At 46.7% G+C, this 23,769-nt stretch carries 18 protein-coding genes and 1 other annotated feature; of the genes, 3 read left to right on the forward strand and 15 right to left on the reverse strand.

The annotated features are described in order from the left end of the window. Positions 1-288: 288 nt before the first annotated feature. Positions 289-3,837: a pyruvate:ferredoxin (flavodoxin) oxidoreductase gene (nifJ, locus tag EDD70_RS10155; protein ID WP_092754772.1), complete on the forward strand. Its 3,549-nt coding sequence runs from the start codon at positions 289-291 to the stop codon at positions 3,835-3,837. Positions 3,838-4,044: 207 nt separating this feature from the next. Here nifJ and EDD70_RS10160 read toward each other — a convergent pair whose 3' ends face one another. From EDD70_RS10160 to EDD70_RS10230, 15 genes are all read right to left on the reverse strand, one after another. Next, the gene (locus EDD70_RS10160; RefSeq protein WP_092754775.1) at positions 4,045-4,515 is read right to left on the reverse strand and encodes a YbaK/EbsC family protein; all 471 of its coding nucleotides are present in this window, start codon (positions 4,513-4,515) and stop codon (positions 4,045-4,047) included. A 72-nt stretch (positions 4,516-4,587) separates the two neighbouring features. After that, positions 4,588-6,387 (reverse strand): aspartate--tRNA ligase, encoded by a 1,800-nt coding sequence (aspS, locus tag EDD70_RS10165; protein WP_092754778.1) that lies wholly within the window; start codon positions 6,385-6,387, stop codon positions 4,588-4,590. Between the two features lies 1 nt (position 6,388). Beyond that, on the reverse strand, positions 6,389-7,705 hold the full coding sequence (gene hisS, locus EDD70_RS10170) for a histidine--tRNA ligase (protein WP_479723804.1): 1,317 nt from the start codon (positions 7,703-7,705) through the stop codon (positions 6,389-6,391). Between the two features lie 187 nt (positions 7,706-7,892). Next, positions 7,893-8,125: a binding site (T-box leader), on the reverse strand. 65 nt (positions 8,126-8,190) lie between these two features. Continuing rightward, the gene (locus EDD70_RS10175) at positions 8,191-8,610 is read right to left on the reverse strand and encodes a methylglyoxal synthase (RefSeq protein WP_092754781.1); all 420 of its coding nucleotides are present in this window, start codon (positions 8,608-8,610) and stop codon (positions 8,191-8,193) included. 52 nt (positions 8,611-8,662) lie between these two features. After that, the gene (locus tag EDD70_RS10180; RefSeq protein ID WP_092754784.1) at positions 8,663-9,403 is read right to left on the reverse strand and encodes a nucleotide-binding protein; all 741 of its coding nucleotides are present in this window, start codon (positions 9,401-9,403) and stop codon (positions 8,663-8,665) included. A 134-nt stretch (positions 9,404-9,537) separates the two neighbouring features. Beyond that, entirely contained in the window at positions 9,538-11,553 is a 2,016-nt protein-coding gene (locus tag EDD70_RS10185) for a penicillin-binding transpeptidase domain-containing protein (protein WP_092754787.1), read from the reverse strand. A gap of 107 nt (positions 11,554-11,660) precedes the next feature. Beyond that, on the reverse strand, positions 11,661-12,182 hold the full coding sequence (gene mreD / locus EDD70_RS10190; protein ID WP_092754791.1) for a rod shape-determining protein MreD: 522 nt from the start codon (positions 12,180-12,182) through the stop codon (positions 11,661-11,663). Next, the gene (mreC, locus tag EDD70_RS10195; RefSeq protein WP_092754794.1) at positions 12,179-13,141 is read right to left on the reverse strand and encodes a rod shape-determining protein MreC; all 963 of its coding nucleotides are present in this window, start codon (positions 13,139-13,141) and stop codon (positions 12,179-12,181) included. Before mreC ends, mreD begins: the two co-directional genes overlap by 4 nt. Positions 13,142-13,292: 151 nt before the next feature. Next, positions 13,293-14,315 carry a rod shape-determining protein gene (locus tag EDD70_RS10200; RefSeq protein WP_092754797.1) on the reverse strand — a complete coding sequence of 341 codons (1,023 nt, stop codon included), beginning with the start codon at positions 14,313-14,315 and terminating at the stop codon, positions 13,293-13,295. Between the two features lie 158 nt (positions 14,316-14,473). Beyond that, positions 14,474-15,043: a Maf family protein gene (locus tag EDD70_RS10205; protein ID WP_092754799.1), complete on the reverse strand. Its 570-nt coding sequence runs from the start codon at positions 15,041-15,043 to the stop codon at positions 14,474-14,476. Positions 15,044-15,109: 66 nt separating this feature from the next. Further along, positions 15,110-15,379 (reverse strand): DUF4321 domain-containing protein, encoded by a 270-nt coding sequence (locus EDD70_RS10210; protein ID WP_092754802.1) that lies wholly within the window; start codon positions 15,377-15,379, stop codon positions 15,110-15,112. Between the two features lie 30 nt (positions 15,380-15,409). Beyond that, complete coding sequence (gene dut / locus EDD70_RS10215; protein ID WP_092754805.1) at positions 15,410-15,853, reverse strand: dUTP diphosphatase; 444 nt, start codon at positions 15,851-15,853, stop codon at positions 15,410-15,412. Between the two features lie 33 nt (positions 15,854-15,886). Then, positions 15,887-16,525: a uridine kinase gene (gene udk / locus EDD70_RS10220; protein WP_092754808.1), complete on the reverse strand. Its 639-nt coding sequence runs from the start codon at positions 16,523-16,525 to the stop codon at positions 15,887-15,889. A gap of 23 nt (positions 16,526-16,548) precedes the next feature. Beyond that, complete coding sequence (locus EDD70_RS10225) at positions 16,549-18,669, reverse strand: U32 family peptidase (protein ID WP_092754811.1); 2,121 nt, start codon at positions 18,667-18,669, stop codon at positions 16,549-16,551. Then, the gene (locus EDD70_RS10230; RefSeq protein ID WP_092754814.1) at positions 18,670-19,020 is read right to left on the reverse strand and encodes a cell division protein ZapA; all 351 of its coding nucleotides are present in this window, start codon (positions 19,018-19,020) and stop codon (positions 18,670-18,672) included. Positions 19,021-19,446: 426 nt separating this feature from the next. Between EDD70_RS10230 and EDD70_RS10235 the strand changes: the two genes are divergently transcribed. Beyond that, positions 19,447-21,840, forward strand: coding sequence for a glycogen/starch/alpha-glucan phosphorylase (locus tag EDD70_RS10235; RefSeq protein WP_242943146.1), 2,394 nt, complete (start codon positions 19,447-19,449; stop codon positions 21,838-21,840). 56 nt (positions 21,841-21,896) lie between these two features. Beyond that, complete coding sequence (locus tag EDD70_RS10240) at positions 21,897-23,750, forward strand: glycoside hydrolase family 13 protein (protein WP_092754823.1); 1,854 nt, start codon at positions 21,897-21,899, stop codon at positions 23,748-23,750. Positions 23,751-23,769 lie beyond the last annotated feature (19 nt).

Here is a 23,769-nt window from a genome sequence, read left to right on the forward strand (position 1 = left end):
TTCTGCAAGTGCTTTTTCAATTCGTTCATAAGGCTTAAAAAAACTTTTTGCAAATGTTTTAGTATCGCATTTTGCGACTTTTTTCTTTTTCTGTGCACTGAAAACAACTTCTTTAAATTTTACACTTTACGACACAATAAAACCGATAACTTTACAGCTTTTTAACTACTCAAAAAGCTGTTTTGCTATTTACACAACGGAGCAAAAGTGTTAGAATTTATAAGGTAAAGTCTTTTTTTAAAGGCTAGGTCAAAAGTAGCTACAAATTCTAAGGAGGAATATCAAAACATGGCAAGAAAAATGAAAACCATGGACGGCAACAATGCTGCCGCTCATGTGTCGTATGCATTTACCGATCTTGCAGCGATTTACCCCATCACACCGTCTTCCGTTATGGCTGAGGTTTCAGACAAATGGTCGGCTGACGGGCGTGTAAACATCTTCGGTGAAAAAGTAAAAGTAGTAGAGATGCAGTCTGAGGCCGGTGCTGCAGGTACCGTTCACGGCTCTCTTGCTGCCGGTGCTCTTACCACCACCTTTACCGCTTCTCAGGGTCTTCTTCTTATGATCCCTAACATGTACAAAATGGCCGGTGAACTTCTGCCAGCAGTTATTGACGTTTCTGCTCGTGCGGTTGCTTCGCACGCACTGAATATTTTCGGTGATCACTCTGACGTTTATGCTTGCCGTCAAACCGGTTTTGCTATGCTCTGCGAGGGCAACGTACAAGAGGTTATGGACCTGACCGCAGTTGCTCATCTTTCTGCTATCAAAGGCAGAGTACCTTTCTTGAACTTCTTCGATGGTTTCAGAACCTCTCACGAGATTCAGAAAATCGAAGTATGGGATTACGCAGACCTCAAAGAGATGTGCGATTTGGATGCTGTTGATGCATTCAGAAAGAACGCACTCAACCCCGAGCATCCTGTACTGCGCGGTACCGCACAGAACGGCGATATCTTCTTCCAGGCTCGTGAGGCTTGCAATAAATTCTATGATGCTCTTCCCGCAGTTGTGGAAGATTACATGGGCAAAGTAAATGCCAAACTCGGCACCAACTACGGCTTATTCAACTACTATGGTGCCCCCGATGCTGACAATGTCATTGTTGCAATGGGCTCTGTTTGCGATACCATTGAAGAGACCATCGATTACCTGAATGCAAACGGCAAAAAAGTTGGTTTGATTAAAGTTCGTCTTTACAGACCGTTCTCTGCTGCTCACCTGATTGCTGCAATCCCCGAGACTGCAAAGGTAATTTCTGTTCTTGACAGAACCAAAGAGCCTGGTTCTTTGGGCGAGCCTTTGTACCTCGACGTTGTTGCATCTCTCAAAGATTCCAAATTCCATAACACTCCCGTTTTGGGCGGACGTTACGGTTTGGGTTCGAAAGATACCACACCTGCACAGATTATTGCTGTTTACAACAATGCTGCTGCACAGGGTAAAAAGACATTTACCATCGGCATCACCGATGACGTTACCAATCTTTCTCTCGAAATCACCGAGAACCCCGATACTACACCAAAAGGCACAACCAGCTGTAAATTCTGGGGTCTTGGTTCTGACGGTACCGTTGGTGCAAACAAAAACTCCATCAAGATTATTGGTGACCACACCGACATGTATGCACAGGCATACTTTGCTTATGACTCTAAAAAATCCGGCGGCGTAACCATTTCTCACTTGAGATTCGGCCACACCCCCATCCGTTCTACCTACTACATCAACAAAGCAAACTTTGTTGCTTGCCACAACCCCTCTTATGTAGGTAAATACGATATGGTTGAGGATTTGAAAGACGGCGGTACCTTCCTGCTGAACTGCGGTTGGGATATGGACGAAATCAATGCAAGAATGCCCGGTAAGGACAAGCGTTATATCGCAAACCACAACATTAAGTTCTACACACTGGACGGCGTTAAAGCAGGTAAAGAGCTCGGCCTCGGCACCAGAATCAACACCGTTCTGCAGTCTGCTTTCTTTAAACTTGCCAACATCATTCCTCAGGAAGATGCTATCAAATACATGAAAGACGCTGCAACTGCTTCTTACGGCAAAAAAGGTGAGAAAGTTGTTGCAATGAACCACGCTGCAATCGATATGGGTGCAAATGCCATCGTCGAGATTAAAGTTCCCGAAGATTGGAAGAATGCTCCCGACAACGAGTACGATAAAGTATCGGTAGCAACCGGCTCCAGAAAAGAACTGGTAGACTACGTTAACAACATTCAGATTCCTGTTAATGCACAGCGCGGCGATAAACTGCCTGTATCTGCATTCAACGGTGCTGAAGACGGTACTTTCCCGCAGGGTTCTGCTGCATTTGAAAAACGCGGCATCGCAGTAGATACACCGCAATGGCAGCCTGAAAACTGCATCCAGTGTAACTTCTGTTCTTATGTTTGCCCGCATGCTGTTATCCGCCCGATGGTTATGACTGAAGAAGAGGCTGCAAAAGCTCCCGCTTCTCAGAAATACGTCGACATGGTTGGTATGCCCGGCTACAAATTTGCTATGACCGTTTCTGTACTGGACTGCACAGGCTGCGGCTCTTGTGCAAACGTATGCCCTGGTAAGAAGGGTGCTAAAGCACTGGTTATGAAGCCTTTGGATGAGAACCTGGACAAACAGGAAGGTGCTGCTTACAACCTCACTCTGTCTGCAAAACCAGAAGTATTTGAGAAATTCAAAGAAACAACCGTTAAAGGCAGCCAGTTTAAACAGCCTCTGCTCGAATTCTCGGGCGCATGCGGCGGCTGCGGTGAAACACCTTACGCAAAACTTGCTACCCAGCTGTTTGGCGATAGAATGTACATTGCAAATGCTACCGGTTGTTCTTCCATCTGGGGCGGCTCTGCTCCATCTACACCGTACACCGTTAACAAGAAAGGCTTCGGCCCCGCTTGGGCGAACTCTCTGTTTGAAGATAACGCAGAGTTTGGCTACGGTATGTACCTTGCTCAGGCTACCCTGCGCAACCAGGCTATTACAAAAATCCTTGCACTTTCGAAAAATGCAGAAGGTGCAGTAAAAGAGGCTTGCGAGGCTTACCTCTCTACCGTTAACGACGGTGTTGCAAACACACCTGCTGCTGAAAAACTCATTGCTGAGCTTGAAAAATGCGGCTGTGCCGAGGCAAAAGAAATCCTCAAAAACAAAGAATTCCTCGCTAAGAAATCCAACTGGATCTTCGGCGGCGACGGTTGGGCATTTGATATCGGCTTTGGCGGTTTGGATCACGTTATCGCTTCCGGTGAGGACGTTAACATTCTCGTATTCAACACCGAGGTTTACTCCAACACAGGTGGTCAGTCCTCTAAAGCAACCCCGACAGGTGCTGTTGCTCAGTTTGCTGCTGCAGGTAAAGAAGTAAAACAAAAAGACCTTGCTGCCATTGCAATGAGCTACGGTTATGTATACGTTGCTCAGGTTGCTATGGGTGCCGACTACAACCAATGCATCAAAGCATTTGTTGAGGCAGAAAGCTACCACGGTCCTTCTCTGATCATTGCTTACTCGCCTTGTATCAACCACGGTATTAAGGGCGGCTTGGTAAATGCTCAGACACAAATCAAGGCTGCGGTTGCTGCAGGTTACTGGCATATGTTCCGCTTCGACCCACGTCTGGCGGGAGAAGGCAAGAACCCGTTCCAGCTCGATTCGAAAGCTCCTTCTGCAAGCTATGCAGACTTTATCAAGAACGAAGTTCGCTATACTGCTCTTACCCGCGCATTCCCAGAGAGAGCAGAAGTTCTGTTTGATAAAGCAGAGAAGGTTGCTGCTGATAAGTACAACCACTTGCTGAAACTCTCTAAACTCTACGATGTAGAATAATTGGTAAATTACCAATAAAACAATCGAGGGCATCTGTTCATTCAGATGCCCTCGTTTTTTATTAAAGCTAATTACATATTATCCAAGACAGTCTTGTCTTTGTATAAATAATTACGAAATTATCGGAGAAAAAGCCGCCACCAAATTAAATACAAAAGCGATGCTAAACGTGTAAAACACGTTTAGCATCGCTTTTCTTAATTATTTTTATTCCTTTATTTTGCAAACATCCACCCAACCTATGCTGTTTGAGCATTGAACCAACTCGTCTATTGACAATCCAATTGCACTGTTGCTGCTTCCGCATGCTGGGTAGACTTTGTCAAATCTTTTTAGCGAAATATCAAGATAAACCATTACACTTTTGTTGATTGCGAACGGGCAAACTCCGCCTACCGCGTGCCCTACTTTTTCTTCCACTTCCTGTGGTGGTATCATTTTAGCTTTTGTACTAAATTGGGCTTTGTATTTGGCATTATCCAGTTTGGTGTCGCCCGCAGTAACAATTAGTACGCTCTCAGTCTCTGTTTCACAAGCAATCGATTTTGCAATGCGTTCAGGTTCACATCCCAATGCTTTTGCTGCCAACTCTACCGTAGCAGAAGATGTGTCAAACTCCTCAATCTTATCAGCAACGCCAAATTGCTTTAGATATTCTCTTACTTTTTCAACTGACATTGTATGAATTCCTTTATCACATTTTTAAAAAGCAGTGCAAAGTAGTAATCACTCTGCACCGCTTTTTTCAATTTATTTGGTTTCTGGCTGTGCCGAAGCATCAATTTTAATGTGCAGCTCGCGCAGGCTCTTATCCTCAACGGTGTTGGGGCACTGGCTCATCGGCTCGCTTGCATTCTGTACTTTGGGGAATGCAATCACGTCGCGAATGCTGTCTTTTTCAAGCATCAGCATCACAAGTCTGTCCAAACCGAATGCCATACCACAGTGCGGTGGTGCACCGTATTTGTATGCGTCGATGAGGAAACCGAACTTCTCCCTTGCGTCCTCCATCGTAAAGCCCAGTGCTTTAAACATACGCTCCTGCAACTCGGGGTCGTTGATACGAACCGAACCGCCGCCCACCTCGCAGCCGTTCATAACCATATCGTATGCTCTTGCAAGGCAATGCGCAGGGTCTTTTTCCACCATATCAATGTCTTCTACTTTCGGCATGGTAAACGGGTGGTGTTTTGCCACGTAACGGTTTTCTTCTTCGCTGTACTCAAACAGCGGGAAGTCGGTAACCCACAGCAAATCAAAGGTACCTTCTTTAATTAGTCCCAGTCTGTCGGCCATTTCACAGCGCAGTGCACCGAGAGAATCGTACACCACGTTGTTGTCGGCGTCTGCCACTACCAGCAGAACATCGCCTTTTTTTGCACCCATTCTTTCGCGAATAGCGTTTTTCTCTTCTTCATTCAGGAATTTTTCAAAGCTGGATGTCTCGCTGTCTTCGGTAAGGCGGGTGTATGCCAAGCCTTTCGCCTTGTAGGTTTTTACAAAGTCGGTTAGCTTATCAATCTCTTTACGCGAAAGATGGTGTGCACCGTCTTTTACATTGATCGCGCGGACACTGCCTCCGCCTGCAATTGCACCTGCAAACACCTTAAACTCGGTATTTTTCAAAATATCCGAAAGGTCTATCAACTCCAAACCAAATCTGGTATCGGGTTTGTCCGAGCCGTAACGGTTCATCGCCTCAGCATAAGAGATTCTGCGGAACGGAGTTTCAATATCAACCCCGAGTGCATCTTTCATGACACGTTTGATAAAGCCTTCGTTGGTGCACATGATGTCTTCTTCATCGGCAAAAGACATCTCAAGGTCGATTTGGGTAAACTCCGGCTGACGGTCTGCACGCAAGTCCTCATCACGGAAGCATCGTGCAATTTGTAGGTAGCGGTCAAACCCCGAGAGCATCAACAGTTGCTTGTAAAGCTGCGGCGACTGCGGCAATGCGTAAAATTTGCCCTCGTGTAAACGAGACGGCACCAAATAATCGCGCGCACCCTCTGGGGTAGATTTGATGAGAATAGGGGTTTCTATTTCAAGAAAGTTGTGTTCATCGTAGTAGTCGCGCGCAACCTTTACAATTTTATGGCGCATCTGGATAGCACGCTGCATTTCGCTGCGGCGCAGGTCAAGGTAACGGTATTTCAACCGCAGCTCTTCCTTTACATTGGTGGTATCGGTAATTTCGAACGGGGGGGTTTGTGCTTTGCCCAAAATACGCAGGTCAACCACAAAAATTTCTATATCGCCTGTTTTGATGTCTTTATTGATTGCTTCGCGTTTGCGAACAACACCTTTTGCCATAATTACATACTCGCCGCGCAAAGTCTCTGCTTTTTCAAACACTTCGCGTGCGGTTGCATCGTCAAAAGCAAGCTGTAAAATGCCGCTACGGTCACGCAAATCGATAAAAAGAAGATTGCCCAAATTGCGAATTTTTTGAACCCAACCTGCTACAACCACTTCTTTACCAATGTTATCAATGGTGAGTTCTGTACAATAATTGGTTCGTTTTAAACCGTTCATAGTATCAGCCATATTATTTCTCCTCCGTTATGTTGGCTTGTTCTATCCCACAGGTGATGACAGAAACCTGCTCGTCATAGATAAAATCCACCAAATCATCAAACGCAACCTCTTTGGTTTCGCCTGTACTCATGTTTTTAACCAGTGCTTTGCCTGCTGCAAGCTCGTTGTCGCCCAAAATACAGCTGAATTGGCAGCCAAGCTTATCGGCATACTTCATCTGTGCTTTTACACTTCTGCCAACGGTATCGCATTCGGCATAAAATCCCTCTTTGCGTAGCTCGTTTACAAGGGCAAATGCTTTTACCGATGCCTCCTCGCCGATGCTGCCGATGTAAATGGTGCAAGGGGTTCTCTGGGGGAACTCCGCGCCGCTCGCCTCCATTACTTTGATAAGGCGTTCAAGCCCCATTGCAAAACCGATACCCGCAAGTTTTGGTCCGCCAAGCTGCTCGATCATACCGTCGTAACGGCCGCCGCCGCACACCGTACCCTGTGCGCCAATGCTGTTGGTTACAAACTCAAACACCGTTTTAGTGTAATAATCCAGCCCGCGCACAATGTTTGGGTTAATGATGTAGGGTATTTTCAGCGAATCCAGGCGTTTTTTCAGCCCTTCAAAGTGGCTCTTACAATCATCACAGATATAATCAAGCACTTTGGGCGCGTCTTTTGCAATTTCAGCACAAACAGGGCTTTTGCAATCTAAAATGCGCATCGGGTTTTTTTCAAGGCGGCCAAGACATGTTTCGCATAGCTTTTCCTGATGTGCTTTAAAATATGCGATGAGTGCTTTGTGATATTCGGCACGACAGGTGGGGCAGCCAATGGAGTTGAGCTCGAGTGTTAAATCTTTTACACCCAGTGTATCAAAAATTTCGTGCACCATAGCAATTACTTCTGCATCGCATGCAGGCGAATCGGAGCCGTAAACCTCGGCACCGAACTGGTGGAACTCACGTAGTCTGCCCGCCTGGGGTTTTTCGTAGCGGAAGCAGGATACATTGTAGCTCACCTTTACGGGCAGAGCACCGTTGAGCAAGCCGTTTTGAATGGCAGCGCGCGCCATACCTGCGGTACCCTCGGGGCGCAGCGTGATAGAGCGGTTGCCCTTATCTAAAAACGTATACATCTCTTTTTGCACCACATCGGTGGTGTCACCTACCGAGCGGTTGAACAATTCGGTATGCTCAAAGGTGGGAACTCTCATTTCCTGAAAGCCGTACAGCTTTGCAATCTCCATGGTAAGCTGTTCAACATACTGCCACTTATAGCTTTCCTGCGGCAAAACATCTTGCGTGCCTTTTGGCGCCTGTGTCAACAATGCCATTTTGTTCTCTCCTTTTATTTTTTAGCGGCTTTTCTACAGCCAGTGTTGATAAATTTTTTGTTTGTTGTTCGCCCCTACATGGTTGGTGCAAGCCCTGTGGCTACGTGGTTTACAATTTGGAGCTTACACGAACCTATGCTCGGCTTGGGTGTGGCACTGCCCACAAAAAAAATACTCCTATCCCTGTAATAGGGACGGAGTATCATAACCCGTGGTGCCACCCTGATTGAGCGCATATGCGCCCCACTCGAGAACCTTTTAACGCAAGGCAAACGGACGAGAACTACACAGCAATTTGCCTTCGCTCTGCCAACTCTCGGGGGTCTGTTCACTGCACGCATTGCACAAACACGCTTTCAGCCGCGGCGTGTTCTCTCTGTAGTGTGCGGGGGTTACTTTTCCCGATACAATCGCTTTTAACACGTATATTGTACAACTTTTACTACAAAAAGTAAACATCAAGTTTTACCGCCGCTACCCGCTGTTTAGCGAATGTTGCCGGTTGTTTTTGGGTTGACGATGTTTCTCCAATCGAGGTCTCCGCGCTCTAATGCATGGATGAGTGCCTCGGCGGTAGCAATATTGGTTGCAACCGGAATGTTATGCACATCGCAAAGACGCAACAGCTGTGCTTCGTCAATATCGTTGGGCTTTACGGTAAGCGGATCGCGGAAGAACAGCAAAAGGTCAATTTCGTTGCAGGCAATACGCGCTGCAACCTGCTGGTCGCCGCCCTGTCTGCCGCTTAAAAAACCCACTATTTCAAGTCCGGTAGCCTCCGACACCATCTTTGCGGTTGTACCTGTTCCGCAAAGGTTATGGCGGCTGAGTATCCCGCAATATGCAATACAAAATTGTACCATAAGTTCTTTTTTCGAATCGTGAGCTGTTACTGCTATATTCACAAATTTCCCTCCAATTGTAATTCTATGTATTACTGAAACGATTTATTTAACATTAATAGACTGCTAAATCCACAAATTCACCTGTGATGCGCCTTGCTATATTTTGCAGTGCTCTGCCCGCCAAATAGCGCACAGGCAGCATGCGCCCCTGAGACAATGCCCGCACCATTTCGGGCTCGTAGGGTATTACACCAATAAGCGGCTCAAGCACGGTGTCAATTACCACGTCGAGGTTGGGCAGTACCTCTAGCTTGCCGCGGTTTGTTTTTACTTTGTTAATGATAATACGCTGTTTTTTCAAGCCTCGGTCATCATCGAGGTAATCGGACAAAATTTTGGCATCTCGCATCGAAATAGGGTCCGGCGTAACAACAAGCAGCGCCAAATCAGATACCTTTGCGATATCGGCAAGAGTCCTGCCAAAGCCCGCCGGTGTCTCAATCAAAATGTAGTCGTAGTAGCTCGAAAGCCCTTTGCAGAGTTTATGAAAAAGCTCTGACGAATAGGTTGAATCTGGGCGAAAGGTTGCCGGCATCATCGAAAGATTTTCAGTAATAGGCGATTGATAAATCGCCTTGATGGGTTCACATCTGCCGCACAGCACATCAGAAATATCATGTACTGTGGTTTCGTTTACGCCGAGCATGATGTCTAGGCAGCGTAAGCCGCTGTCCATCTCCAAAATAAGCACCTTTTTGCCCAGCCTTGCCAGATGATAACCCAAGCCGGAACAGACGGAGGATTTGCCAACGCCGCCTTTACCTGAAGTGATCATAATAATCTTAGCCATCATGTCGTATTGCTACCCTTTCACAAATGAGCATACTATCCCATTAATGCTTATCTTATCATATCACAAATACATCTAAATTCAAAGCATTATTTTTTAAATAATTGGTAAATAAGACAAAAAAATCACAAATTTAATTAAGAAAGCAAAGTTTCAATCGCTTGGGGTTTTTCAGAGTCTTTGTTTGCAAAAAAGTATTGGTCAAAAATAGCTTTCGCTACCGGTACACCGGTGTATCCATGCCAACCATCTTCAATTACAACTGCAACCGCAATCTCGGGCTTTTCAGCGGGTGCAAATGCAATATAAACCGAGTTTACCGTTTGCGAGCTGGTTTCGGGGGTACCGGTTTTTGCGGCAACGGTGACACCGTAGTTGTTAAAAGCACCCAAAGACGTACCGTTGGGGCCGGCTGCCGCAATCATACCGTCGCGAACTACATCGACAACACCGGGTTTAAGCTGCAAATCTGCCATAACCTCTGGCTTTGATTCTTTAACGGTCTGCTCAAAATTGTACGAAACCACGCTTTTTACCAAATGCGCCTTCATACGCACACCGCCGTTTGCAATGGTTGCCGTATAATTGGCAATTTGAAGCGGAGAAAACTCGTTGCCGCCCTGCCCTATGGATGCCATTACGACGTTGGCTGCTTCCCAGCGCTCACCATGCGATTCGCTGTATTCTTTACTGGCGCGCTGGCCGATGTTCTCGGGCAGCTCGATGCCGGTTGGTTCGCCCAAGCCCAGCATCTTGCTGTATTTGTTGATTTTATCAATGCCTTGTTTCCATCCGGTATCGTAAAAAAAGATGTTACAGGAATGCTGCAAAGCCGTTACCACGTTGATATTGCCGTGCACGCTCAAACATTTTGGCTTGTAATCGTTCCACATTTGAAAACGCCCCGTACAATTTACAAGGCTGCCGCGTTCAATTACCCCTTCGTTGAGTGCACCAATTGACACCGCGGGTTTATACGTGGAGCCGGGTGCATACTTGCCGTTGAGTGCGCGGTTAAAAAACGGCAGCAGGGGGTTTTTGGCGTTATCGGTGTAATCTTGCTGATAGGTTGCAAGATTGTAGGACGGATAGCTTGCAGATGCAAGCACCTCACCCGTAGGCACGTGGATAACCACAGCCGCACCTACATCTGCCTCTTTACCTTTGCCGGGCGGTGCAGTCTGCTGCAAGTTTTTAATCTGTTTCTCTAAACTTTGCTGCGCTACACGCTGCAATTCTTTATCGATGGTAAGCACAACGGTGTTCCCCGGCTGAGGCGCCTTGGTTTCTACAACTTCCAGTACATCGCCTTTGTTGTTGAGCGTTATTTGGCGCTCACCACTGGTACCGCGCAGTTCACTTTCCAACGCCTGCTCGATACCCTCTTTGCCCACAATATCATTTGCAGCATAACCTTTTTCTTTATACTTATCCATTTCGTCGGCGAAAATAGGGCCGATTCTGCCGATGATATGCGGGGCAAGGTCTGCGCTAACATATTCGCGAATGGCACTTTCCCTCACGTCCACGCCGGGCAGGTTAAACGAGTTCTCTTTAATTTTAGTGATGGTCGAAATGGAGATATCTTCGGCAAAGGTGTATTGCACCTTGTAGTTAAAGCCGCGCTGTTCCATTTCGTAACGAACACCGGCAACCAAACGTTGCTGTTCGGGGGTATAGTTTTCAAGTTGATAGCGTTCCACCAACCAATACCACACATCTTGTGCGGTAGCCGCCGAGTTTACGTTTACAGACTTCTTTAACCGAGCAACGTCCCCCTCATTTTCGGTAAAGGCAAACGGCGGAGTTTTAGCCAAAGGCAGGTTGTCAATCCAGTTTTCGCCCGATTGCTTCATAATATCAATCAGCCTTAAAATCATGTCGTTTTCTTTGCCGTGGTCTAAAAACGCCATATCAAATACAACGTTAAAACCGGTGCGGTTCACCACCATCGGCCTGCCGTAGCGGTCAACAATTTCGCCGCGTGCGGCGGCAACGGTTTGTTTTTGCTCAGAGCGTTTGTTGGCAAGCTCGCTGTATTCGGCGCCCTCAACAATCTGCATTGTAATTAAGCGGAGACCGAACAATACCCCAATTGCCAAAAAAAGCACAGCAAGTAATGTTATGCGAAGCTTCGGAGAAATTGGTATCATGCGTTACCGCCCCTTTCTGGCAATGGTTTTACACACATCTTTTTAATTTTATCAAAAAGGTATGTTTGCTTTATGAACATACTATAAAAACTGTTTTTACCAAATCGTTATATTTTGAGCTTTTTATCAAAAAAAGCTTTCAAGCTGCGCGCCATATAATAAAACGGGATAATTGCAACGGTGGAATACACGGCTGTGGGCAAGGTTGAAAAAACAAAAACACGGTAGCTGTTTTCAAAGCCCCATATCTGAAAATAGAAAAAATATTCGATTAGCCCGCGCAAAAGCAGCACAGCAAAACCAAGCATCAGTGCGTTGGTCAGCTTGAGCTGTGTAAGGTAAATGGTAAGCAAACCCACTGCAACACAGCCTGCCATAACCAATATGCCGTTAAAACCAAAAATGGTAAAACTGGCAAGGTCGCACAGCAAGCCTGCAAATGCACCCATAATACCGCCCGCAAGCTCCCCTTCGTACATTGCGTAGCACACCGCGGCAGGCACCACCAAAATAGGCTTAACCCCATAAACAGAAAACAAGAACGGTGTTGTTTGTACGATATAAAGCACAATTAAAATTAAAACCATGCTAAAATATTTTAAAAACCAGATGTGCTTTTTGCTCGTCACGGTGCACCACCGCCCGCCTCTGCTTCGCTTTGAGCTGACGATGAGGATGATTCCGCGCCGCTGCTTTCGGCAGATTCCGTCTGATCGGGTACGGTACCGCCGATGGGATTGGAGGAAGCTTCCCCTTGCCCTGCAAAAGATGTAATGACCAAAACATCTTTTATGCTCTTGATGTTGGCGGTAGGCTCAAGCACCGCATACAACGAACTGCCGTGGCTTTCGGGTGCAACTTTTACGATTTTACCCACAACCTGCTCTTTGGGGTATTGTCCGCTGATGCCCGATGTAACGACAAGGTCGCCCACAGCCGCACCACTTTCGCGCGGCAGCAGGTACATTTTGCAAAGCCCCTTTTCGGCAAGCTGCACCGTACCTGTCACCAAAGCCGTATCTCTGGTGCGCGAATCGTAAACGCCAATGTTTGTAGCAGGGTCCAAAATAGTGGAAACTTTCGCATAGGTAAGCCCCACCTCTGAAATAATGCCCACTAAGCCGTCTGCCGTGATAACAGAATCACGCACATTAATGCCGTCAAGCGTACCCTTATCGATGGTAAAGGAGTAAAAACGGTCGGAGGCATCTCGCCCTACAACCGCGGCAGGCTCAAATTCCAACTCGGGGTTGCGCTCTTTTATCTCCAAAAAGCCTTCATAAACCTCATTCTGGTGCTTTATCTTATCGTAATCCACCAGCTTTTGGTTTAATTCTCGTATCGTTTGTTTTTGCTTTTCATTTTCAACTTTAATTGCCTTTGCATCTACAAAAGTTGAAAAAAAATCGGTTACGCTGCCGGATATACCGGCAGAAAGTTTTTGAAACGGTGTGGTAACCGCACCCAGCAGGCTCGAAGTCACCGTTCCAAACCCTCCGGTCCATGCCGCACGCAGCATAAATGCGCCTATAACAACCGTAACACCAAGCAGTATCTTGAACCGTACCGATGAAAAAAATTCTTTCAACAGTGACACCTCCTGCTATGTAAAATTATTAGGCTTTTCACACGGTTTCAATCAAGAATTTTCAAAAAGCCTGCTGTTTATCCTCATCAAAATGCGGGTCGTTGTGTCGGTATCCCTTACAACAACCCGCAAACGTCAACTTATTTGTCTTTTAGTATTTTCTGTCATCCTCAGAGAGAACATCAACCAATTTGCCCAAATCCTCGAGCACGCGCCCTGTACCGATAGCAACACAGTCCAGCGGATTTTCGGCAATGTAAACGGGCATGCCGGTTTCTTCTGCTACCAATTTATCCAAGTTTTTAAGCAGTGCACCCCCGCCTGTAAGTGTAATGCCATGGTCAATGATATCCGCAGAAAGCTCGGGGGGTGTTCTTTCCAATGTTACTTTAATTGCATCCAAAACAGCAGAGAGAGGATCTTCGAGTGCGTCGCGAATTTCGGCAGGAGTAATGTAGATATTTTTGGGCAAACCATCTACAAGGTTTCTGCCCTTGATTTCCATCGGTTCTTCATCTTCGTAAGGGTAAGCAGAACCGATGTTGATTTTAATTGCTTCAGCGGTTCTTTCGCCGATGAGAAGGTTGTACTTTTTCTTGACATATTGAATGATCGAAAGATCGAATTCGTCGCCGCCCACGCGCACCGAACGTGCTGCAACAATGCCGCCGAGCGAGATTACCGCAACTTCGCTGGTACCGCCGCCGATATCAACCACCATGCTGCCGGTAGCCTCGGCAACAGGCATACCTGCACCGATTGCCGCCGCCATGGGCTCTTCGATGATAGAAACTTGCTTTGCACCCGCTTTTAGGGTTGCCTCTTTTACCGCACGGCGCTCAACAGCGGTTACGCCGGATGGGATGCAGATGACAACACGCGGTCTTGCAAAAGAAGAATTGTTAAATACCTTTTTAATAAAGATTTCGAGCATACTTGCAGTGATGTCAAAATCGGCGATAACGCCGTCTTTTAAAGGACGAACCGCAACGATAGAACCGGGGGTTCTGCCGATGACGTCTTTGGCCTCTTGTCCTACATATCTAACTCGGTCAGAGCGGGTATCTACCGCAACGACAGAGGGCTCACGCATAATAATGCCTTTTCCCTTCATAAAGATGAGGGTATTTGCTGTACCAAGATCGATACCGATATCCTTTGTAAAAGAAAACATATGGCTTCCCCTTTCGCGGCGAGGTGCCGCAGCTGATTCGTTCAAACAACTATTTATAAGTAATGATTTTTACTCAGACTTTTTCATTGTCCATAATATTATACCCCTAAAACGAGATTTCCACAATATTTAACGGCATTTTTAATTGTAAACAAATACTAAACTTTGCTTTCGCCATTGATTTTAGCAAGTTCTCGCTTCAGCCGCGCAACCGGGAGACCCATTACATTAAAAAAATCGCCCTCTATTTTTTCTACAAGTATACTGCCCTCGCCCTGAATGCCGTATGCCCCCGCTTTGTCAAACGGTTCTTCGGTTTCAATGTAATTATCTATTTCTTGCGCAGTAAGAGGATAAAACCATACTTTGGTGCATTGTGTAAACGATACCGCTGTTTGTTTAAAACGCAGCGACACACCGGTATAAACCTGATGTTCTCTGCCCGAAAGTAAGGCCAGCATGCGTTTCGCATCATCCGCGTTTTGGGGTTTGCCGAGTATTTCACCATCCACCGCTACAACGGTATCGGCACCGATAATCAGGTCGTTGGGGCGGTTTTTTTGCACATGCAGTGTTTTTTGTTTTGCAAGCAGCTCGCCTACATCGCAAGGTGCTGTTCCCTGAGGAATTACCTCTTCAATATCAGCAGGAATCACCTGAAAATCTTTATAGATATGTGCCAGCAGCTCTCTGCGCCGCGGCGAACCCGAAGCCAAAATAACGTCCATGCTGTTTTCCTCCTTTTAAAAAGCTTTTATGTATGCACGATAGTTTTGTTTTTGTGTTATTTAAAGTCAAAGCCGATTTACCAAGCCTTTATACATAAAGATAGAAAGAATCACACAAATAATTTGCGCGATATTAATGCCAAACTCAAAGCCAAATGCGAGTTTGAGCACCGACAAATCAAGAATCATGGGGTTGGCTACATCAATGCCGATACTGTTGCCGTAAGAAAGCCAGCTGAGAATCGGCATATCTGCCGTAACCTTTGCAAGCAGTGCACCTACAATGACACCTGCAAGCAGCATAAAAATGAGCATCAAATTCTTTTTCCACTTCATTTTGTCTTCCCCCTGTAAAATACCTGCTGTCTAATCGCCTATGCCTGTGCTGCCAAACCCGCCTTCGCCGCGCTCGGTATCGTCAAGCGCTGTACATTCTTCCAATTTCGGGTGCAGTACCGGCGCGATTACCATTTGGGCAATGCGGTCGTTTGGGTTTACAGTAAACGCCTGTGATGAATAATTAGTAAGCCCTACAATAATTTCGCCGCGATAATCGGCATCGATAACACCCACGCAGTTTGCGGGTACAATGCCGTGCTTGATACCAAGCCCGCTGCGCGCATACACAAATGCGGCACATTCGGCGTTGGGCAGTGCGATTGCAAGCCCCGTACCGATTTTACACGTTTGCCCCGCTGCAATGGTAACGGGTGCATCGATGCATGCATGTAAATCGTAGCCTGCACTGCCTCCGGTTGCATTTTGGGGGATTTGTGCGCCTTCGCGCAGTTTTTTTATTTTAAGCGTCATAATTTTCTCCGTTCTGTTTTTCTGAAAAGGGGCTTATACCTGACTTGTTTGTGCAGGCAAACCCGCAATGTGACTGTGGACGCGCTGCATAATCATATCCAATGCAACAATGTTTCGCCCGCCCTCCAGCACAATAATATCCGCGGCACGCTTGCTTGGTTCCACAAACTGCTCGTGCATCGGTTTTACGGTATCGAGGTACTGGTTTACCACCGATTCCAAGCTGCGTTTGCGTTCCAACACATCGCGCATAATGCGCCGCAAAATACGTACATCCGCATCGGTATCCACAAAAATTTTAATATCCATCAAATCGCGCAACTCTTGGTTTTGGAAAATGAGAATACCCTCAACAATAATCACTTTGGTGGGGTGTATTTCCACCGTTTTATCGGTGCGGTTATGGATGGAATAATCGTAAACCGGACAGCGCACACTTTCGCCGCGCCGCAGCCGATTTACGTGTTCAATCATCAGTTCGGTGTCAAACGCATCGGGGTGGTCGTAATTCAGCTTGCTGCGCTCGTCATAAGTCATTCCATCGTGCTGCTTATAATAATTATCGTGGTAAATAATACTCACATCATCGCCAAATCGCTCTTTCAGCCGCTCGGTAAGCGTAGTTTTTCCACTGCCGGTGCCACCCGCAATACCAATAATCATAATACCCATTCAATTACCCTCCGTATATTTTGCTATTGGATATTCCTATAGTATAGCCCACGCGTGATGTTTTCCCGTTTTCCGCCGTGTTGGTACTCATAAATCAATCGCGCGCACTCCTGTTGTGTTTCGGCGGTAAAGTACAACGTAAGAAAAGAAACCCCCGCCAGTTCGGGCAGCCTGTCCGCTAAATAAAGCGGCACATGGTTAAACACTTCGGTCATCTTTTTGGTTCCGCCGCATCCAACCAAAAAGCCGTTGCCCAATCGGTCGTACATTTTTGTCATACCATTACAGCTTGCACAATCTTTTTCAAGTTTAACGGGGCAATTGCGGGTAATCATCAGCGGTAAATGCCCATATGCTATCATACCATAAGGTACAGAATCGGCAAGTCGTTTTATATCGTTTAAGTTCAGTTCATACGATACAGTAATGTCCTTGCAGCCAAGCGCGGCGTACGCCCCAAGTGCATAGCTGTTGGTAATATTGAGCGCAAAATCGCCCATTACGTTAAACCCCTGCTGCTTTGCGGCATACACCCCGCCCATATTGCCCGCCAAGATACGGGTAACCCCTTTTTGCTTGAGTGTATCCAGCGCAGGCTGAATATCGCGGTAATTTTCAAAATCGATGCGAGGCAGTTCCGCCACCAGTTTTTCTAAAACCGCTTGGTCGGTTACCTTTGCCGCCTCTTTTACCGGCAGAATAATAGCTTCCAGTTGGTTGATTGCAGCCAATGGAATCTGCTGCAAATTGGCAAATCTGCCTCTAATTTTATACTTAATGTTATATTTATCTTTATTTATACTCAAATTGTCTTGATTTAGGGGGTAGTAAGGGATTGATTTTGCCGCTGCACGCAGCTCTGTTATTTTCTCAATCGCTTCGCGGCGCAAAACATTCAATCGCGATACAGGCATCATCAAACGGGCAGCACCCGCAGGCAATTCGGTACTTTCCCCCTGCGCTGCAATTTGGGTATCCCCCGTTTCGGCGCCATAACAGATAGTAAGCTTTTCAATTTTATATGGGGTGCCGCCCAGCTTTGCCATGCTCTGCAAAATCATTTCGGGCGTGGTGGGTTTATTTACCGCAAGCTGCGGGCACTCCCCCTCGGCGGTGACGGAATTACCATCTTCGTCGGTGAGTGTAAGAACCGCAGGCTTGTCCTTTTGCAGCACAAAGCTACCCGCAAGCGCCACACGCGGCACCTCTTTGCGGTAAAGCTGTGCAAGGTCTTTGAGAACACTGTCTGCCGAAACCACATCTTCTTTGCCGCGAACACCAAACATGTCGTTGCCAAGGCGTGCATTGTAATAACCCTGAGTAAAACCAGAGCGAGAAAATACTGCTTGTAAAGTATCCATATCCACAAAATCGCCTTTTAATGCGTTTTTGCAGGCAGTCACCGCTGCGGCAACATATTCGGGGCGCTTCATCCTGCCCTCTATTTTTATTGAGGTTACCCCCAAATCGCTCAGCTCGTTTAATTGCTGCACCAACGACATGTCTTTTAGCGACAGGTTGTACGCGCCCTTTTTCTGCACGTAAAAAGGCAGCCGGCACGGTTGGGCGCAAAGCCCGCGGTTGCCGCTGCGTTCGCCAATAATGGAACTCATATAGCATTGCCCCGACACACACATGCAAAGTGCGCCGTGCACAAAAACTTCGGTTTCAAGGGTAGTGCCCTGCACTACCTCAGCTATTTCTTGTTTGCTCATTTCGCGGGCAAGCACAACGCGCGAAAAGCCCAGTTCTTCCAGCTGCTTTGCGCCTGCAAGGTTGTGTACCGCAAGCTGTGTGGATGCATGCATGCAAAGGTTGGGTGCCATTTTGCGAATCAGGCTTGCCAAACCCAAATCCTGCACAATCACAGCATCTATGCCCAAATCACATGCGGTTTTTACCAGTGCAAGCGCTTCTTCAACCTCTTTTTCAAGCACTACAATGTTGAGTGTAAGGTGCACCTTTACCCCGTGAATATGGCAATACTCTACCGCTTCACGCAAGGCATCGCCGGCAAAATTTGCAGCATTTCGCCTTGCATTCAATGCAGCTCCGCCAAGGTAAACCGCATCTGCACCGCAGATTACAGCAGCTGTCAACTGTTCTTGCGCGCCAACCGGCGCTAAAATTTCAATTTTATTCATCTATTCGTTTTGCCCTCGTTTTACCATTTCTAGTTCGCGCTTTAAGCGCGCAATCTCACGTTTTGCTTCATCTGCTTCAATGCGTGCCCTGCCCGCGTCCTCAAGATAAGAATTGATTTGTCCGCGCAGATGGTCGGAATTTTGCTCCGCCTCTTTGTATGCATCTAAAAAGTTCAGTGCAGTCAGCGCAAGGGCCTCGTTAAAAGTGAGGTTCTGCGCACTGTCCATCAGTTCCTTCACACTGGCATCAATGGTATTGCCCAGCTCTTTGATATACTTTTCATCTTTTTTGCTGGTGATGATAAACTTCGCCCCGTATATCTCAATTCTTACTCTGTTGATGGTATCCATATCGTTTAACCTCCTGTATTTTTGGCGGTATACACCGCATTGTACTGCTCTTTATAATCTATTTCATTATAATCCATTTTTCATTAATTAGAAAGTATGTATCTCTATAAATTTGAATTTGTTTGCACAGCCTGATGTATAATTTGCATTCGATTTTTGTTTGATTCCATACTGTTCTTGTACAAAAATTATATAAAAACTCGAAATGTGCCGTTTTTTGCTTTTGATAAGGCGTTTTGTCCATAAACCCAAACCCAAATTATATTGTCTTTTTTGCCAAATCTGTATATAATTTAATATGCAAGCAACCCTAAATGTTACCCCTTGTAATGTTATTTTACAGGTTCTTCTTGCACCGCGCAAAAAGGAGAGCCTGTTTTTATCTGATAGACATCCTTACAGCGCGGAGAAATGGCGGTTGATCACATGAAGCATCTTACAAAACACGAACTCAAAACCAGTATCGAAAACAAACTGGTAAACGCACTCGGTGTGGATACCGAAACCGCATCTGACGCCCTTTATTACAAGGCACTTTCCATGGTGGTTGTAGATTATTTACAAGAAAAGCACAAACGCTTTGCGGTTGATACCAATTCCAACGGTAAAAAACAGGTGTATTACCTTTGCATGGAGTTTTTAATGGGCAGAAGCCTGAAAAACAGCCTTTACAACCTTGAGATCGTAAACAATGTGCGCGATGCACTGAACGATTTTGGCGTAAAGCTTGATAAATTGTACGATTACGAACCGGATGCAGGGTTGGGTAACGGCGGTTTAGGCCGTTTGGGCGCCTGTTTTTTAGATGCGCTTGCAACACTCGATTACCCCGCAACCGGTTACTCCATCTGCTACGAGTACGGCATTTTTAAACAAAAGATTGTAGACGGCTGGCAAACCGAGCTGCCCGACTACTGGCTGCCGGGCGGAGAGGTTTGGCTCTCGCCCCGCCCCGAAAAAGCCGTTGACGTACATTTTGGCGGCGAAGTAGAAGAATTTTGGGATAACAACTACCATCACGTCAATTACAAAAACTACACCACCGTCAAAGCTGTACCATACGATATGTATGTAAGCGGGTACGACAGCAAAGGGGTGTCGCGCCTGCGTTTATGGAAGGCTACCGCATCGGGGTTGGATATGGACAGTTTCAACCGCGGCGATTACATTTCGGCGTTGGGAGCAAATTCGATGGCAGAGGTTATCAGCAAGGTGCTGTACCCCAACGACAACCACAACGAGGGCAAAAGCCTGCGTCTGCGTCAGCAGTATTTTATGGTTGCTGCATCGGTGGGCGATATTATCAACCGCCATATGGCAACCTACGGCACGCTCGATAATCTGGCTGAAAAAGTTGCCATCCACATCAATGACACCCACCCCACGCTTGCCATCCCTGAATTGATGCGCATTTTACTGGATGACTGCGGTTACAGCTGGGACGTTGCCTGGAACACCGTAACACAGGTGTTTGCCTATACCAACCACACCGTTATGAGCGAGGCACTTGAAAAATGGAACGAGGATTTGTTCGCCTCGATGCTGCCCCGCATTTATCAGATCATCAAAGAGATGAACAACCGCTTTACCTACGATTTGTATAACACCTATCATCTCGACCACCCTACCGTGGAGCGTATGGCGATTATTGCAAACCGTACCATTCATATGGCAAACCTTTGTGTCATGGCAAGCCACAGTGTCAACGGAGTTTCGGCACTGCACAGCGATATTATCAAAAAAGATGTATTCAACAGCTTTTACAATATTATGCCGCAAAAATTTACCAACGTCACCAACGGCATTGCGTCCCGCCGCTGGCTGTATCAAAGCAATGAGGGGCTTACCCAATTGTTGAGAGAAACCATTGGCAGCGGCTTTATGCACGATATGAGCGAGCTGAAAAAGTTCAATCAATTTGCCGATGATAAAAGCGTGCTAGATGTACTTGCCAAGGTAAAGCTGCAAAACAAACAGAACTTTGCCGCTTACATTGAGCGGACGACGGGGGTTGTGATTGACCCAAACTCTATCTTTGACGCACAGGTGAAACGCCTGCACGAATATAAACGTCAGCATCTCAACGCACTGCACATCCTTGCCACCTACCAGTGGCTGCAAGAAAACCCCCATGCCGAGGTAACCCCGCATACCTATATCTTTGGTGCAAAAGCGGCGCCCGGGTATTTTCTTGCAAAGCAGATTATCAAGCTGATCTGTACTTTGCGCGATGAAATTGAAAAAGACCCTGTTATCCGCGAAAAACTGCGCATTGTCTATCTTGAAGATTACCGTGTGACACTCAGCGAACTGCTCATGCCCGCATCGGAGGTATCGGAACAGATTTCGCTTGCAGGCACCGAAGCATCGGGTACCGGTAACATGAAGCTGATGCTGAACGGCGCACTTACCCTTGGCACCTACGACGGTGCAAACATTGAAATTGCACAGCACGCGGGCGAAGAGAATATGTTTATTTTCGGCATGCGCGCCGACGAAGTAAAAGAACAAAAGATTTGCTACGACCCGCACGCCATTTACCGCGATAACGCCGTACTGAAACGAGCCCTTGACCAACTGAATAAAGGCATTGGCGGCAACACATTCCACGATATCTTCCATTCGCTTGTAAACAGCGACCCATACATGGTACTTCGGGATTACGACTCTTATGACGCGGCTCATCAGCTTGTGGTACGCACCTATGCCGACAAATACAAGTGGCAGGCAATGTCGCTGCGCAATATTGCCGAATCGGGCTTTTTCTGTGCCGACCGCGCCATTGGGGAATATGCGCAGAATATTTGGAAATTAAGATAAAGGCAGCCATGTGCTTTCATCATGTTTTGTAAAACGAGTTAGGGGATTTTATTGTTATGTCTTTTGTTTATTTCGACAGCCGCAGCACGCAATTTAAAAAACCGTTTGGTGCGTTAAAAACCGGGGAACAGGCGGAGTTTCGCATCCACCTGCCAAAAAACGGCGAATTTACGCACCCGCGTATGCTGCTTTTTCAGGCGGATGTTTGGGACGCACCGCAGGTAATTGAGATGAGCTTTGTAAAAGCCGAGCTTACCTGCAACGTATTCTCTTGCAAGCTCTCGCTCCCAGCACCCCAACTTTATTTTTACTGTTTTGAGGCCGAGCAAAACGGCTCTATCAAAAAGCTTTCGCGAACCGCCGACAATACCGGTGCCTTTTCAGATACCCCTTCCCTGCTGTGGCAGCTGACGGTGTATAGCGCAGAATTTGATACACCCGATTTTTTAAAGGGCGGCATTCTGTATCAAATCTTCCCCGACCGCTTTTGTTACAGCGGTAAACCCAAACAAAACGTACCTGCCGACCGTAAGGTGCATACAAATTGGTATGAAATGCCCGATTACCTGCCCAACGAGCAAGGTATCATCACCAACAGCGATTACTTTTGCGGTGATTTGCAGGGCATTATCAGCAAATTGGATTATCTGCACAGTTTAAATGTTACTTGCATCTACCTGAATCCTATTTTTGAGGCGCATTCCAGCCACCGTTACAACACCGCCGATTACCGTAAAATCGATTGCCTGCTCGGCGATGAAAACGACCTGCCCGAGCTGTGCGCCAAAGGTAAAGAACTTGGTATCAGCGTTATTTTGGATGGTGTGTTCTCTCACACAGGCGATGACAGCGTGTACTTTAACCACAAAAACCGCTACCCTGTGCAAGGTGCTTATAACTCTAAAGAAAGCCGCTACTACCATTGGTACGATTTTACAGAGTGGCCCGACAAATACAGCTCGTGGTGGGGCTTTGATACTTTGCCCAATGTAGACGAAACAAACGATGATTACATCGAGTTTATCTGCGGCGAGGGCGGTGTGTTGCAATACTGGCTGTCGCTGGGCGTGGCAGGCTTCCGTTTGGATGTAGCCGACGAGCTGCCCGATCAATTTCTCGATGCCGTCACTTCTTCGGTGAAATCTTACAACCCGCAAGCGATTGTAATCGGCGAAGTGTGGGAAGATGCCTCGAATAAGATTGCTTACGGTGTACGCAAACGCTACTTCGGCGGTGCACAGCTGGACAGTGTGATGAACTATCCTTTTATGGATAAGATTTTATCGTTTATACGCTACGGCAGAGGCAGCGAACTGAACAGCACTGTGCTGTCGGTTTTAGAGAATTACCCAAAGCCCGTGGTAGATGTACTGATGAACTCGCTGAGCACCCACGATGTGGAGCGTGCCATTACCAAACTGGCGGGCGAACCGCTGAATGGGCAAGACCGTTCTTGGCAGATGGATCATCATTTTCTCAGTGAAGACGACTACCGGCTTGGCAGGCAGCTCTTTTTACTTGCACAGGTACTGCAATTCTTTTTGCCCGGTGTACCTTGCCTGTATTATGGTGATGAAGTGGGGATGACAGGCTACCGCGACCCGTTTAACCGCTGCACCTACCCGTGGGAGAGCGGTGACCGCGAACTGCTGGAGTTCACCAAAAACCTGAGTTCTTTGCGCCACCAATACCGCACACTGCTTGCCGATGCACCTTTTGTACCCATTGTTAGCGATAACAATATCTATTCGTTTACCCGTATAAAAGACGGCGAGGGTTTATTTATTGCTGTAAACCGCGGCAACGATAACTGCAAGCTGGATTTGCCGTTTGAGCCCGAGCTGCTGGCAGGCAGCTTTACAGATAGTGTACTCCCTGCAAAATATTTTACAATCGGTAAAATCGAATAAGTTTTCAACAATAAAAAGC

It is taken from the genome of Hydrogenoanaerobacterium saccharovorans (assembly GCF_003814745.1).
GTDB lineage: Bacteria > Bacillota > Clostridia > Oscillospirales > Ruminococcaceae > Hydrogenoanaerobacterium > Hydrogenoanaerobacterium saccharovorans.

Excerpts from the sequence above, each read along its gene's own strand:
- nifJ (WP_092754772.1), top strand. The coding sequence starts at position 289 with ATGGCAAGAAAAATGAAAACCATGGACGGCAACAATGCTGCCGCTCAT.
- EDD70_RS10160 (WP_092754775.1), bottom strand. The coding sequence starts at position 4,515 with ATGTCAGTTGAAAAAGTAAGAGAATATCTAAAGCAATTTGGCGTTGCT.
- aspS (WP_092754778.1), bottom strand. The coding sequence starts at position 6,387 with ATGGCTGATACTATGAACGGTTTAAAACGAACCAATTATTGTACAGAA.
- hisS (WP_479723804.1), bottom strand. The coding sequence starts at position 7,705 with ATGGCATTGTTGACACAGGCGCCAAAAGGCACGCAAGATGTTTTGCCG.
- EDD70_RS10180 (WP_092754784.1), bottom strand. The coding sequence starts at position 9,403 with ATGATGGCTAAGATTATTATGATCACTTCAGGTAAAGGCGGCGTTGGC.
- EDD70_RS10185 (WP_092754787.1), bottom strand. The coding sequence starts at position 11,553 with ATGATACCAATTTCTCCGAAGCTTCGCATAACATTACTTGCTGTGCTT.
- EDD70_RS10200 (WP_092754797.1), bottom strand. The coding sequence starts at position 14,315 with ATGTTTTCTTTTACAAAGGATATCGGTATCGATCTTGGTACAGCAAAT.
- EDD70_RS10205 (WP_092754799.1), bottom strand. The coding sequence starts at position 15,043 with ATGGACGTTATTTTGGCTTCGGGTTCGCCGCGGCGCAGAGAGCTGCTG.
- EDD70_RS10210 (WP_092754802.1), bottom strand. The coding sequence starts at position 15,379 with ATGAAGTGGAAAAAGAATTTGATGCTCATTTTTATGCTGCTTGCAGGT.
- dut (WP_092754805.1), bottom strand. The coding sequence starts at position 15,853 with ATGACGCTTAAAATAAAAAAACTGCGCGAAGGCGCACAAATCCCCCAA.
- udk (WP_092754808.1), bottom strand. The coding sequence starts at position 16,525 with ATGGGTATTATGATTATTGGTATTGCGGGTGGCACCGGCAGTGGAAAA.
- EDD70_RS10225 (WP_092754811.1), bottom strand. The coding sequence starts at position 18,669 with ATGAATAAAATTGAAATTTTAGCGCCGGTTGGCGCGCAAGAACAGTTG.
- EDD70_RS10230 (WP_092754814.1), bottom strand. The coding sequence starts at position 19,020 with ATGGATACCATCAACAGAGTAAGAATTGAGATATACGGGGCGAAGTTT.
- EDD70_RS10235 (WP_242943146.1), top strand. The coding sequence starts at position 19,447 with ATGAAGCATCTTACAAAACACGAACTCAAAACCAGTATCGAAAACAAA.
- EDD70_RS10240 (WP_092754823.1), top strand. The coding sequence starts at position 21,897 with ATGTCTTTTGTTTATTTCGACAGCCGCAGCACGCAATTTAAAAAACCG.